General features: G+C 63.6%; 14 protein-coding genes. 9 read left to right on the forward strand and 5 right to left on the reverse strand.

The annotated features are described in order from the left end of the window. Positions 1–14 precede the first annotated feature (14 nt). Positions 15–1,625 (forward strand): NAD(P)/FAD-dependent oxidoreductase, encoded by a 1,611-nt coding sequence (locus QZ648_RS02360; RefSeq protein ID WP_291995987.1) that lies wholly within the window; start codon positions 15–17, stop codon positions 1,623–1,625. A 63-nt stretch (positions 1,626–1,688) separates the two neighbouring features. On the opposite strand, the gene dksA is transcribed toward QZ648_RS02360, so the two are convergent. After that, positions 1,689–2,078 carry an RNA polymerase-binding protein DksA gene (gene dksA / locus QZ648_RS02365; protein ID WP_248595385.1) on the reverse strand — a complete coding sequence of 130 codons (390 nt, stop codon included), beginning with the start codon at positions 2,076–2,078 and terminating at the stop codon, positions 1,689–1,691. Positions 2,079–2,396: 318 nt separating this feature from the next. On the opposite strand from dksA, the gene chrA reads away from it, so the two are divergent. Then, complete coding sequence (chrA, locus tag QZ648_RS02370) at positions 2,397–3,626, forward strand: chromate efflux transporter (protein WP_291995988.1); 1,230 nt, start codon at positions 2,397–2,399, stop codon at positions 3,624–3,626. Between the two features lie 151 nt (positions 3,627–3,777). Then, positions 3,778–4,149 (forward strand): CZB domain-containing protein, encoded by a 372-nt coding sequence (locus QZ648_RS02375; protein WP_169066686.1) that lies wholly within the window; start codon positions 3,778–3,780, stop codon positions 4,147–4,149. Positions 4,150–4,183: 34 nt separating this feature from the next. Here the strand turns inward: QZ648_RS02375 and QZ648_RS02380 are convergent, their stop codons facing one another. Next, a complete protein-coding gene (locus tag QZ648_RS02380) occupies positions 4,184–4,666 on the reverse strand; it encodes a cyclic nucleotide-binding domain-containing protein (protein ID WP_291995989.1) in 483 nt (160 codons plus the stop codon). A gap of 78 nt (positions 4,667–4,744) precedes the next feature. After that, positions 4,745–5,986 (reverse strand): glycosyltransferase family 4 protein, encoded by a 1,242-nt coding sequence (locus QZ648_RS02385; protein ID WP_169066684.1) that lies wholly within the window; start codon positions 5,984–5,986, stop codon positions 4,745–4,747. A gap of 153 nt (positions 5,987–6,139) precedes the next feature. Here QZ648_RS02385 and tadA point away from each other — a divergent pair, with 153 nt between their 5' ends. Together tadA and QZ648_RS02395 are read left to right on the forward strand one after the other, a co-directional pair. Then, complete coding sequence (gene tadA, locus QZ648_RS02390; RefSeq protein ID WP_291995990.1) at positions 6,140–6,601, forward strand: tRNA adenosine(34) deaminase TadA; 462 nt, start codon at positions 6,140–6,142, stop codon at positions 6,599–6,601. A 2-nt stretch (positions 6,602–6,603) separates the two neighbouring features. Then, entirely contained in the window at positions 6,604–7,086 is a 483-nt protein-coding gene (locus QZ648_RS02395) for a L,D-transpeptidase (RefSeq protein WP_291995991.1), read from the forward strand. Here the strand turns inward: QZ648_RS02395 and QZ648_RS02400 are convergent. Beyond that, on the reverse strand, positions 7,073–7,840 hold the full coding sequence (locus QZ648_RS02400; RefSeq protein WP_291995992.1) for an NRDE family protein: 768 nt from the start codon (positions 7,838–7,840) through the stop codon (positions 7,073–7,075). The genes QZ648_RS02395 and QZ648_RS02400 overlap by 14 nt on opposite strands. 33 nt (positions 7,841–7,873) lie before the next feature. Beyond that, complete coding sequence (locus QZ648_RS02405) at positions 7,874–8,890, reverse strand: folate-binding protein YgfZ (protein ID WP_291995993.1); 1,017 nt, start codon at positions 8,888–8,890, stop codon at positions 7,874–7,876. Positions 8,891–9,097: 207 nt separating this feature from the next. On the opposite strand from QZ648_RS02405, the gene mltG reads away from it, so the two are divergent. The 4 genes from mltG to QZ648_RS02425 are packed head-to-tail and all read left to right on the forward strand — an operon-like array spanning position 9,098 to position 12,161. Next, on the forward strand, positions 9,098–10,099 hold the full coding sequence (gene mltG / locus QZ648_RS02410; RefSeq protein ID WP_291995994.1) for an endolytic transglycosylase MltG: 1,002 nt from the start codon (positions 9,098–9,100) through the stop codon (positions 10,097–10,099). After that, positions 10,096–10,737: a dTMP kinase gene (tmk, locus tag QZ648_RS02415; RefSeq protein ID WP_169066677.1), complete on the forward strand. Its 642-nt coding sequence runs from the start codon at positions 10,096–10,098 to the stop codon at positions 10,735–10,737. Before mltG ends, tmk begins: the two co-directional genes overlap by 4 nt. Next, positions 10,734–11,765 carry a DNA polymerase III subunit delta' gene (gene holB, locus QZ648_RS02420; protein WP_169066676.1) on the forward strand — a complete coding sequence of 344 codons (1,032 nt, stop codon included), beginning with the start codon at positions 10,734–10,736 and terminating at the stop codon, positions 11,763–11,765. Before tmk ends, holB begins: the two co-directional genes overlap by 4 nt. Positions 11,766–11,780: 15 nt before the next feature. Continuing rightward, on the forward strand, positions 11,781–12,161 hold the full coding sequence (locus QZ648_RS02425; protein WP_169066675.1) for a PilZ domain-containing protein: 381 nt from the start codon (positions 11,781–11,783) through the stop codon (positions 12,159–12,161). The last annotated feature ends 4 nt before the right edge of the window (positions 12,162–12,165 follow it).

Raw genomic sequence — 12,165 nt, forward strand, 5'->3', positions numbered from 1 at the left:
AAAGCCAAACCACCATGTTGCGCGTCAGTGAAATCCGCCTGCCCATCGACCATCCGCCCGCAGCACTGCCGGCGGCGGTGGCTACTCGGCTCGGCATTCCCGTGCAGGACATCGGCGAGATCCGCGTCTTCCGGCGCAGTTGTGACGCCCGCAAGGCGAGTGCGCTGGTCTTCAGTTACAGCGTCGACCTGAGCTTGCCCGACGAGGCGGGCTTGCTGGCCCGCTTTGCCGACGACCGCCAGGTGCAGGCAGCGCCCGATATGCGCTACCACTTCGTCGCGCGCGCGCCGCAGGGGCTGGCCAGCCGGCCGCTGATCGTCGGCTTTGGTCCGGCGGGCATTTTCGCGGCGCTGATCCTGGCGCAGTCCGGATTCAGGCCGATCGTGCTCGAACGTGGCAAGGCGGTACGCGAGCGCACGCAGGATACCTGGGGCCTGTGGCGCAAGAAGGTGCTCGACCCGGAATCCAACGTCCAGTTCGGCGAAGGCGGCGCCGGCACTTTTTCCGACGGCAAGCTCTACAGCCAGATCAAGGACCCGCAGCACCACGGCCGCAAGGTGCTCGAGGAATTCGTCAAGGCCGGCGCACCGGAAGAAATTCTCTACGTCAACAAGCCGCATATCGGCACTTTCCGGCTGGTCGGCATGGTCGAGCAGATGCGCCGAGAAATCGAGCGCCTGGGTGGCGAGGTGCGCTTCCAGCAGCGCGTCAGCGGGGTGCACATCGAAGCCGGGCGCGTGCGTGGCGTGACCCTGGCTTCAGGCGAAGAGCTGCCTTGCGAGCAGTTGATTCTGGCACTTGGCCACAGCGCTCGCGACACTTTCGAGATGCTGCACGGCGCGGGGGTGTTCATGGAAGCCAAAGCGTTTTCGATCGGCTTGCGCATCGAACACCCGCAAGCGCTGATCGACCAGGCGCGTTTCGGCGTGCACGCCGGTAATCCCGCGCTCGGCGCTGCCGACTACAAGCTGGTCCATCACTGCCGCAACGGGCGCTCGGTGTATAGCTTCTGCATGTGCCCGGGCGGCACGGTGGTGGCGGCGACTTCGGAAGAAAAGCGGGTGGTGACCAACGGCATGAGTCAGTATTCGCGCAATGAACGCAACGCCAATGCCGGCATCGTCGTCGGCATCACGCCGCTCGACTACCCGGGCGGGCCGCTGGCGGGCATCGCCTTGCAGCGCGAACTCGAGAGCCGTGCTTTCGAACTCGGCGGGGGCAACTACGAGGCGCCGGCGCAACTGGTCGGCGATTTCCTCGCCGGGCGGCCGTCAAGCCATCTCGGCAGCGTCATGCCCTCGTACCAACCCGGGGTTCGTCTGAGCGATCTATCGACGGCCTTGCCGGATTACGCGATTGCCGCGATCCGCGAAGCCTTGCCGGCCTTCGCGCGCCAGATTCCGGGCTTCGCCATGGCCGATGCCTTGCTCACCGGCGTTGAGACACGCACTTCCTCACCGCTGCGCATCACCCGCGGCGCCGATTACCAGAGCTTGAACGTCAGGGGTTTGTATCCTGCGGGGGAGGGCGCCGGCTACGCGGGCGGTATTCTCTCGGCCGGCGTCGATGGCATCAGGGTTGCCGAAGCGCTGAGCCGCGACCTGCTCCAGGCAGGCGCCAAGTAGCCCTCGTAGCGTCCGCCTGGCGGCTGGCGAGCGCCGGGCTTTTCAGCTCCCGGCGTTCAAGGTTCAGCCGCCGAAACGGCGCTTGTTCTGCTCGCGGCGCTCCTGGGCTTCAAGGCACAGGCTGGCGGTCGAACGCGCCAGCAGGCGGGCTATGCCGATCGGCTCGCCGGTTTCCTCACACCAGCCGTAGCTGCCGTCGTCAATGCGGCGCAGGGCCTCGCGAATCTTCTGCAGCAGCTTTCTTTCACGATCGCGAACGCGCAGCTCCAGCGTGTGCTCTTCCTCGGTACTGGCACGGTCGCTCCAGTCGGCACTTGTCTCCGCCTCCTGCAGGTGACCGGCGGTTTCTTTCACTGCCGAGAGCAGGGTTTGTTCTTCGTCGCGCAGTCGCTGGCGAAAGAACGCCAGTTGCCTGGGTGACATGTACTCTTCCGCGGGCGCTGCCAGCAACATTGCCTCGATTTCCTCGCTTTCCTCGATCTCCGCATCCCCGCGCACGGCAAGCTTGTTCATGATTCTCACTCCTTGGGTTGCTGATTGAGGCTCAATTCCGACCTCTCGCTGTTGACGGCTCATGGTAGCGCATTGTGCGGCGGGGGCATAGCGGCGACCGCCCATGGCGGTGGTCAGGGTCAGGGTCAGGGTCAGGCTCGCGTGGCGTGCTGGCGCAAGCGCGCTCTTCGACCCTGGCGCGACGGCGTTCTCTCAACAACGCCCTTTTCCTCGTTTATCATTCCTGGCAAACCATCAGGATGATGAGGTATTGCCCGCATGAAGTCCCCCATAAGGAACGGCGCAGCCGCGGCAGCGAGCAACGCGTGGCAGATTTTCCTGATCTTTCTTCGTCTCGGGCTGACCTCCTTCGGTGGCCCGGTTGCGCACCTGGGCTATTTCCGGGAAGAGTTCGTTAGCCGCCGCAGCTGGCTCGGCGACCGCGCCTACGCCGATCTGGTGGCGCTGTGCCAGTTCCTGCCCGGCCCGGCGAGCAGCCAGGTCGGCATCGCTCTCGGGCTGTCGCGCGGCGGCTACGCCGGCGCGCTGGCGGCCTGGGCCGGCTTCACGTTGCCCTCAGCGCTCGCCCTGATCGCCTTCGCGCTGGGAATTTCGACCTGGGGCGCGGTTCTGCCGGCGGGAGTGCTCGATAGCCTCAAAGTGGTCGCCGTGGCGGTCGTCGCACAAGCCGTCTGGGGCATGGCGCGAACTCTATGCGCCGACACGCCACGCGTTTCGATCATGGTCGCCGCCAGCTGCCTGGTCCTGGCCTGGCCCAGCGCCTTGGGACAGGTCGGGGTGATCGTCGCCGCCGGCATCCTTGGCCTATTGTTGTTCAAGCCGGAACAAGACGCGCCACACGAGCCGCTGCCGATCATCGCCAGCCGTCGTGCGGGAAGCGCCTGTCTGCTGCTGTTTGTGCTGCTGCTGCTCGTCTTGCCGATCGCGGCACAGGCATGGCCCAGCAACACACTGGCAATGATCGACGCTTTCTACCGCTCGGGGGCTTTGGTTTTCGGTGGCGGCCATGTTGTCCTGCCGCTGCTGCAAGCCGAGGTGGTGCCCACCGGCTGGGTGAGCAATACCTCCTTCCTGGCCGGCTACGGCGCCGCCCAGGCGGTACCCGGTCCCCTGTTCACCTTTGCCGCCTTCCTTGGCGCGTCAATGAACCAGGCACCAAGCGGCTGGCTTGGCGGCCTGATCTGCCTGGTCGCGGTTTTCGTACCGTCGTTCCTGCTCGTCGTCGGTGCGCTGCCGTTCTGGGAGCAGCTGCGGCGCAGCCGCCACACGCAAGCGGCGCTGACCGGCATCAATGCTGCCGTCGTCGGTCTGCTCCTGGCGGCGCTCTATCAGCCGGTATGGACCAGCGCCATACGCCAGCCGGCCGATTTTGGCCTGGCACTGATCGCACTGCTGGCCTTGATGTTCTGGAAGCTGCCACCGTGGCTGGTGGTGATCGCTAGCGCGCTTGTCGGCTGGCTGTTGAGCAGTGTGGGTGTCGCGGCATAAGAACGCTGCATGCTGTAACCTGCGCAACACCGTCGCTCGCTGAACAGATGGAGCGGCACTTTGAACGAGGTAGAATGAAGCTCTACGCGAAGAGCTGATCGCAGCCAGGCACGGGCGGAGGGTCAAAATGGATAGTCGGGATAGGGTGGGGGTGGACAAAGTGACAGATATTGAGGAGGCGATCGGCAATCACGCTCGCTGGATGTCGCTTTTGCGCAATGCCATTCTGCAGGCACCGCCGACCGTCGATGTGAGCGAGGTTCAGGCGGAAGACCAGTGCGAATTCGGCAAGTGGCTGCACGGCTCACGCTTGTCGGGTGAAGACCGGGCGAGCGCCATCTACGAGGAGGTGAATCGCTTGCACGCCGATTTCCATAAGCTGGCCGCGCAGGTGGTTGAACTGGCGGCGTCCGGGAAGCCCCGCGACGCTTACGATCTCCTCTATGGCGAGTACATCACCATGTCAGGCCGTCTCGCCATCGCCATGCGCGCGTGGCAGGACAAGCTGAAAGGAACTCCCTGAGGCCGCCCGGAGTAGCCTCCCTGAGTACAGCCGCTTAACACGCCTCCGCTGGCGTGTTCATGGCCATGTAATGTACCGCCAGATCGTCGAGGCGGCGCAGGCGACGACTCAACTCCCTGGCCAGATTGAGCACGATGAGGGTAAATGTCGGCAGATCGGTTTCGTAGATGGTGAACAGGTCGCCGTTGGACAGTGCCAAGGCCGACACCGGCTCAAGTGCTCGCACCGTGGCCGAGCGGCGCTGCATGTCGATCAACTCCATCTCACCGAACACGTCACCGACTTTCAGCACCGCGAGGCGCTTTTCGAAATGCCCATCTTCGGCAGCGCTCGCCTTCAGCACTTCGACCGAGCCACTGCAAATGATGAACAGCGAATCGCCGTCGTCGCCCTCGCCAACGATCGCCTCGCCGGCAGCAAATCTGAGTTCCCTCAGCAAGGGAATGATGACGGCCATCGCACGGTCGTCTACGCCGCCAAACAGCGCCTGGTCTTGCAGAAATCGGATGCTTGTCATGGCTGGGCTCCTGCTGTTGTGCTGTTGACTTCGCCGGCCGGCCTGGGGAGGCGCCTATCGCGGCCGCTGATCCAGTGCTTAACTTTTACCTGCGGCCAGCTGCTCCACCAGCGCCAGCAAGCGCGGCAAAGTCTGCGATGCAAGATCCAGCTGCTCCTCGATGTCCTGCCGCGCTCGCCTGCGTAAAGCCGTCATCTGGCCGGGATCTTCGAGCACCGAGATAATCGTTTCAGCGAGGGCGGTTGGCGAAAAGAAATCGACCAGCAGCCCGTTGCGGCCGGCGGAGATGACTTCTCGTACCGGAGCGGTGTCCGATGCAATCACCGGGCAGGCGCAGGACATCGCTTCGAGCAGTGACCAAGAGAGGACGAACGGGTAGGTGAGATAGACGTGCGCACGCGAGAGACGCAGGACATCGATAAATTTGTGATACGGCAGCTTTCCCATGAAGTGCACACGCTTGCCGTCGAGCAGGCCACCGACTTCACGCCAATAGCGTTGGCGATAACTTTCTCCGCCAGGCAAGCGCCGCCCGTAGCTGACTTCGTCTCCACCGACGATCAATACCTGCGCCTTCGGCCGTGCGCTCAGTACTGCCGGTAAAGCGCGCATGAAGCGATGAAATCCGCGATATGGTTCCAGATTGCGCGCCACGTAGGTGATTACCTCGTCCCCGGAACGAAGTGTGCCGCCGCCTGGCAGGGCAAACTCGGCGACCGGCCCGGGGCAGACGACTTCAGTCTGCACGCCGTCGTGAATCACCTCGATCAGCCCTTGAAATGCCTTCGGATACTGCTCGCGCTGCCAGCGCGTCGGGCTGAGGCCGGCGTCGGCGGCTTCGAGGCTGATCAGCTGCGTGGCGTTGCGCAGGCGGATCCGGCACTGGTCATCGAATGAGGTCGGAAACTCGTCGTCGAAGTTCATGTCCGAACCGCGGGCGCGATAAAAGAACTCGAGGTAGAGCAGCAAGCGGGCGTCGGGGAAGGCTTCCTTGAGGAATAGCGCTTCGCCCCAGGCGGGATGCGCGCAGATCACGTCGGGGACGAAACCCTGCTTGCGCAGCGCCAGGGCCAGGCGCAGTACCGCTTGTCCACGGCGCACCGCCGCCTCGGTGCTGTGCAGGTAATGATGCGTCTGCTGCGAAGCCCCGACCGGTTCGGGATAGGCCAGGAGGCGAACGCGCGGATGGAAGCCCTGCGCGCGCTTGACGTTGGCCTGCTCACCGATGGCGACGACCTGGTTGGCAGGCGAATTGGCCAGCGCAGGCGCCAGATGCTTGTATTGACCGGGAAAATTTTGGTGGACAAAGAGGATTCGCATGACGGAAGTCGCTTTTCACGATCAAGATTGGCGAGGCTTGCAGGCGATGGTACCCGATTTGATGCCCACCTTCGATGGGCGGGTCGCGCGCCGCCCGACGGCGCGACTGCCCTGCGAGCGCTGCAGTAGAAGGTAGAATGTAGAATGCGCGCGATGAACGACGAATACTATATGCGCGAAGCGATTTCTCTGGCGCGCGCCGCCGAATGCCTGGGCGAAGTGCCGGTCGGCGCACTGGTGGTGTGCGCCGGCGTCATCGTCGGACGTGGCTTCAATTCACCGATCGGCGAACATGATCCGACGGCACACGCCGAGATCGCTGCGCTGCGCGATGCCGCCCGCAACTTGCAGAACTATCGTTTGCCCGGATGCGAGCTTTTCGTCACCCTGGAGCCCTGTGCAATGTGTGCCGGAGCGGTGCTGCAGGCGCGCATCGCGCGCCTCGTGTACGGCGCGCGCGACCCGAAAACGGGCGTCCACGGCAGCGTCGTCGATCTTTTTGCCGTCGCCCGGCTCAACCATCACACCGAGGTCCTGAGTGGCGTTCTGGCGGCGGAGTGCGGCCAGCTACTCTCCGCTTTCTTTGCCGCGCGGCGCCGCCGAGGAGGAGAGTAAAAGTGCGTATCGAGATTTCGATCAAGGAACAGACCTTGCGCCTGGTCGATGCGGCGGGGCACGTACTGCACAGCTATTCGGTATCGACGGCGGCGAACGGCGCTGGGGAAGTCACTGGCAGCTACTGCACACCGCGCGGCAAGCACCTGGTGCGCGCCAAGATCGGCGCCGGACTCGCCGCCAACACAATCCTGGTTGGTCGCCGCCCGAACGGCGAAATCTATTGTCGTGAACTGGCCGAACGCTTCCCGACGCGCGACTGGATTCTGACGCGCATTCTCTGGCTATCCGGCTGCGAGCCCGGGCGTAACCGGCTCGGCCAGGTCGATACCATGCGCCGCTACATCTACATTCACGGCAGCCCGGATACCACGCCAATGGGCCGTCCCGGCTCGCACGGCTGCATCCGCATGCGCAATGCCGATATTGTCGAACTGTTTGAACGGGTGCTGCCCTATACGCCGGTCGAGATCAGCGAGGACTGACAAAGCTCTCGCAGACCTCGCCGCTAAGCAGCGCGCCAGCGACGAAGCTACGTTCGACCAAGGTCGTCAGACCATGCCGGTGACGGACGAGCAGCGTTGACGCGCGCGTCCCGTAGTCTTCGGAGCGCACGAAGACGGCCGAGAGAATACGCTCCCAGGCCAGCGCTACGCCGGTCTCCGGCAGATGCGAATCGGCAACGATTTCCTGGTCGGCGAGCAGATCGAAGAACTTGGCCTGAGCCGGTAACTTGGCCAGTGCTTCGGCAAAGCTCGCTTTGGCAGTCGCCAGCTTGGGCCAGGGGGTGTCGAGGAGGTGGTTGGAGAGGCCGTAGATGCCAGGGCTCAGGAAGCGTGGCGGGTTGTCGCCACGGTTCGCGTAGTAGGCCAGGTGCTGGCCATCGGCGACAAAGAGGTTAAAGCCGTTGTAGTCGGTGGCACGCGCCGCAACCTGCGCCAGGTACGCCGACGGGCTGGCAGCACCGCTAAGGAAATCGGCGACCAGGGCGCCGCGCGAGCGCGCATTGCTCGCCGCCTGGCGACCCTCACGATAATTGGTGAGCGCCGCGAAACGCTGTTCGCGGCTGATTCCCAACCAGGTGCCACCGGCTTCGAGATCACGGCCAGCCAGCACCTGCGGCGCTTCCGGCCAGAACGCGGCAGCCGCCGAGGGGCGGGCAAAGAACTCGTCGCGGTTGGCGGCGACGACCAGGGGATAGTCCGGATGTGCCTGCCAGGCGATCAGGATCAGGCACATCGCTGGAAGATCCCGAGTACGCCCCTGATTCGCTTAGCGTGCAAGCGGCTGCAGGTCGATGTGCGGGCCGCCCGGGACGGCAATTTCCAGATCGGCGGCGGCGACGAAACTCTCCTGAACAATTGCCAAAGCATCGTAGCCACCCGTCGGCGCCGCTGCCGCATTGACCACCATTCCGCACGGATGCTCGGGATTGGCCGGCGAGTAGATTTTGCTGCCGGACGCAATCGGCGTGCTCGAGTGGGCGCGGTACAGGTGACGCTTGACCTTGCCCAGATACTGCGTACGAGCAATGATTTCCTGGCCAGGATAGCAACCTTTGTGGAAGCTGACTCCTCCCAGTTGATCAAAGTTGGCCATTTGTGGCACGAACTCTTCCCTGGTGCCACCAGTAATCAAGGGCAGGCCGGCGTCGACGTCCAGCCACTGCCAGACCCGCGTACCGACCGGCCGCGCCACCGCCAGCAGCGCTTGCCAGAGCTCGGGCGCGGCCTCGCTGCTGGCCAGTACTTCGAAGCGCTGACTGTCCAGGCGGATCACCAGGGCGTCCGCCGTGGCCACGCAGCTCAGCGCTGCGCCGGGTACCGCAAGGCCGGCTGCGTGCAGCGCTTCTTCGGCGCGCGGGCCCGATACGCCGATGATCTGACGCGCGTCAGGGTGTTCGACGATGCTCACCTTGCTGCGCAGCACGAACATCTGCAGGCGCTTGAGAATCGCTGGCAGCAGGTCTGCAGACAGTTGCAACTGATAATTGGAGCCACTGCGGAAAACCAGAAAGCTGGCCAGCATGCGACCTTTTGCCGAGCACCAGGCCGAATGCTGCGCCGCGCCGTCGGCGAGATGCGTGACGTCGCTGGTCAACTGCTGGTGCAGAAAAGTTGCCGCCTCAGCGCCGCCGACTTCAATCACCCCGAGATGGGCCAGCGGCGCGACGACTGTCGCCACGGGTGCGGCCAGCAACTCTGCGGCGGCGTCACCGAAATCGGCGACCAGGTCCTGGTCGACGCGTGCTCCTGAAGCACAAAGAAATTCCAGCCAGCTTGCGTTCATCGTTAAGTCGTTCTCGTTAATTGTTCGGGGCGGGCCTGCTCCTTGTCTTCAGGGGAGCAGCAGTCTTCGCGATCAGCCGGAGCCTGCGAGGAACTCTGACCAGGTCGGCGCCGGCTGAGTTCAGCCAGGCGGCTTTCGGCTATTATAGGGCCAGTCGAAGTTCGTCCTCACCTCCCAGCCCTGCAGCCTGTCCGCTGCGCCGGATTGATGCGCAAACACCTCCTCAAGCTGCTCCTTTTTGCCGTCATCGCCATCGTTCTGCTGACCGCCGCGGCCGCCTGGGTGGTGCTGACGCCGGTCGCTCTGAAGAGCGAGCAGATCGAGTTCACGATCGTCCCCGGGAGCAGCATGCGCGTCGCGGCACGGGAGGTCACGGCGGCAGGCGTCGAGTTGGACCCGTGGGTGCTGCGCCTTCTCGGCAAGCTGCTGCGCGTCGATACCTCGATAAAGGCCGGCAGTTACGAAATCGCTGTCGGCATTACACCGCTGGAGCTGCTGAAGAAGATGACCCGCGGTGACGTTACGCAAGCGGAGCTGGCGCTCATCGAAGGATGGACTTTCCGGCAGATGCGCGAGCGCTTAGATGCACATCCGGATCTGCGTCACGACACCCAGGATTTGCCGGAGACCGAGATCATGCGCCTGATCGGTGCGCCGGAAACGGTCGCTGAAGGCCTTTTCTTTCCGGATACTTATTTTTTTGCCAAGCGCAGCAGCGATGTCGAGCTACTGGCCAGGGCCTACCGTTCGATGCAGCAGCACCTGGAGCACGCCTGGCAGGCGAGGGCGCCCGAGTTGCCCTATCAGGATCCCTACCAGGCCTTGATCATGGCCTCGATCGTCGAAAAGGAAACCGGACGCGCCGATGATCGACCGCTGGTCGCCGGGGTGTTCGTCAATCGCCTGCGCCAGGGAATGCTGCTGCAGACCGACCCGACGGTGATCTATGGTATTGGCGAGGGCTTCGACGGCAATCTGCGCAAGCGCGACCTGCTCGCCGACACGCCGTACAACACCTATACCCGGCCAGGTCTGCCACCGACGCCGATCGCCATGCCCGGGCTTGCTTCCCTGCAGGCGGCTCTGCATCCGGCGTCCACCGAGGCGCTTTATTTTGTTGCACGTGGCGATGGCAGTAGCCAGTTTTCACCTACTCTCGACGAACACAATCGCGCCGTCAGGCGCTTTCAAAAAGGCGGCAAACCGTGAGTGCGAGTCAGAGCGAGCGCCGACCGCGCGGCAAGTTCATCACTTTCGAAGGTATCGACGGTGCCGGCAAGAGCAGTCATATTGCCGGCGCGGCGGCACTGGTTCGCGGCCGTGGACTGAACGTGCTGACCACCCGTGAGCCCGGCGGCACCGCGCTTGGCGAAAGGCTTCGCGAACTACTGTTGCACGAAGCAATGCATGTCGAGACCGAAGCGCTGCTGATGTTCGCTGCCCGCCGCGAACACCTCGAACGGGTCATCGAACCGGCTCTGGCGTGCGGCGACTGGGTCATCTGCGACCGCTTCAGCGACGCCACCTACGCTTACCAGAGCGGTGGACGCGGTCTCGACAAGACGAAGTTTGCACAACTGGAAAACTGGGTCCACGGTCAGCTGCAACCGGATCTGACGCTACTCTTCGATTTGCCGTCGTCGATCGCCAGCCAGCGCATCGCCGCTCAAGGGCGCGACCTCGACCGCTTCGAACAGGAGCGCGCCGAGTTTCATGAACGTGTGCGCCTCGCCTACCTTGAGCGTGCGACGGCAGCAGCGCAAAGAATACGCTGTATCGACGCCAACCAGGCGTCAGAGAAAATCAAGATTCTGATTCAAGAAGCTCTGATAAAGTACTGTTTATGAACATAATTGAAATGCACAGCCAGAGCTGGCAGCAACTTTGTGAGCGACGCGCTCAGTTGCCGCACGCGCTGCTGATTGCCGGCCAGCGCGGGATCGGCAAATTTGAGTTGGCGCGCAGCTTTGCCGCGTCGCTGCTCTGCGAAGCGCGCACCGAGTCGGGCAGTGCTTGCGGCCGTTGCCTGGCTTGCGGCTGGCTGGCGCAGGGCAACCATCCGGATCTACGCCTGCTACAGCCAGGCGCGCTCGCCGAAGGCGAGGAGGCCGAGGCCGCTGCGGGCGACGCGGCAGGCAGGAAGAAAGCCAGTCAGCAGATCACCATCGATCAGGTGCGCGCGCTCGATGACTTCCTGCATGTTGGCACCCACCGCCATGGCGCGCGCGTAGTTTTGCTCAACCCCGCCGAAGCCATGAATCGACCGACGGCCAATGCCATTCTTAAAGCACTCGAAGAACCGATTGCAGGTACCTTGTTTATATTGGTTTCAAGCGAGCCTCATCGCTTGCTGCCGACGATTCGTAGCCGTTGCCAGACGATTCCCATGCGACCGCCGCCAACGGCCAGGGCGATCGCCTGGCTGCGCCATGCCGGCGTCCGCGACGGCGAGCAGTGGCTGGCGCTCGCCGCTGGCTCGCCGCTGCTGGCCCTCGAACTCAGTGCCAAGGGTGAACGCGTGCTGCTCGATTCGCTGCTCGGCCAGGTGGCGCATGGCAAGGGCCTCAACGCCGTGGTGGCGGCGGCCATTGTCGACAAGGCGGTGAAGGCGGAGAAACGTCCGGCGCCATTGAAGCGTACGCTCGAGTGGGCTCAGAAGTGGTTGTTTGACCTGACCCTGGCCAGCCAGGGCTTGCCGCCGCGCTATTTTGTTGCGCACGCGCCGCAATTGCTGCGTCTGGCGCAAGGCACCGACACCCGCAAGCTCTTGGCATTCAATCGAAAGACGATACAATACAAGGCCCAGTGCGAGCAACCCGTGAATAGCCGCCTGTTTCTCGAAGAGTTTTTCCTGAACTACATACGGCTTTTCTGAACCTCCCGAGGGGATATGGCAGAAGCAGACAGTCGCAAGCAAGCCGCCGCCAACTCACCACGCCCGAGCGTCTTGTCGCTGAACATCAACTCGAAATCGGCGCTGTATGCGGCGTATATGTCCCTGTTGCGCAACGGCGGAATCTTCATTCCGACCACCCGCCATTACGCCATCGGTGACGAGGTGTTCATGTTGTTGTCGCTGATCGACGACCCGGCCAAGTTGCCGATTGCCGGTACGGTGGTCTGGATTACCCCGGTCGGTGCCCAGAACAACAAGGCGCAAGGCATCGGTGTGCACTTCAACAACGACGAAGGCGGGCTCGAAGCCAAGAGGCGCATCGAAGGCCTTCTCGGTGGCGTGATGCAGTCCGGCCGCCCGACGCATACCATCTGAGCGA

The organism is Candidatus Accumulibacter sp. ACC012 (genome assembly GCF_907163155.1).
GTDB classification, from domain to species: Bacteria; Pseudomonadota; Gammaproteobacteria; order Burkholderiales; family Rhodocyclaceae; genus Accumulibacter; species Accumulibacter delftensis.

Bases quoted from the DNA above. Each gene is read 5' to 3' on its own strand.
- tadA (WP_291995990.1), top strand. From the start codon at position 6,140: ATGAACGACGAATACTATATGCGCGAAGCGATTTCTCTGGCGCGCGCC.
- QZ648_RS02400 (WP_291995992.1), bottom strand. From the start codon at position 7,840: ATGTGCCTGATCCTGATCGCCTGGCAGGCACATCCGGACTATCCCCTG.
- QZ648_RS02380 (WP_291995989.1), bottom strand. From the start codon at position 4,666: ATGACAAGCATCCGATTTCTGCAAGACCAGGCGCTGTTTGGCGGCGTA.
- QZ648_RS02360 (WP_291995987.1), top strand. From the start codon at position 15: ATGTTGCGCGTCAGTGAAATCCGCCTGCCCATCGACCATCCGCCCGCA.
- holB (WP_169066676.1), top strand. From the start codon at position 10,734: ATGAACATAATTGAAATGCACAGCCAGAGCTGGCAGCAACTTTGTGAG.
- QZ648_RS02425 (WP_169066675.1), top strand. From the start codon at position 11,781: ATGGCAGAAGCAGACAGTCGCAAGCAAGCCGCCGCCAACTCACCACGC.
- chrA (WP_291995988.1), top strand. From the start codon at position 2,397: ATGAAGTCCCCCATAAGGAACGGCGCAGCCGCGGCAGCGAGCAACGCG.
- QZ648_RS02385 (WP_169066684.1), bottom strand. From the start codon at position 5,986: ATGCGAATCCTCTTTGTCCACCAAAATTTTCCCGGTCAATACAAGCAT.
- mltG (WP_291995994.1), top strand. From the start codon at position 9,098: ATGCGCAAACACCTCCTCAAGCTGCTCCTTTTTGCCGTCATCGCCATC.
- QZ648_RS02405 (WP_291995993.1), bottom strand. From the start codon at position 8,890: ATGAACGCAAGCTGGCTGGAATTTCTTTGTGCTTCAGGAGCACGCGTC.
- dksA (WP_248595385.1), bottom strand. From the start codon at position 2,078: ATGTTGCTGGCAGCGCCCGCGGAAGAGTACATGTCACCCAGGCAACTG.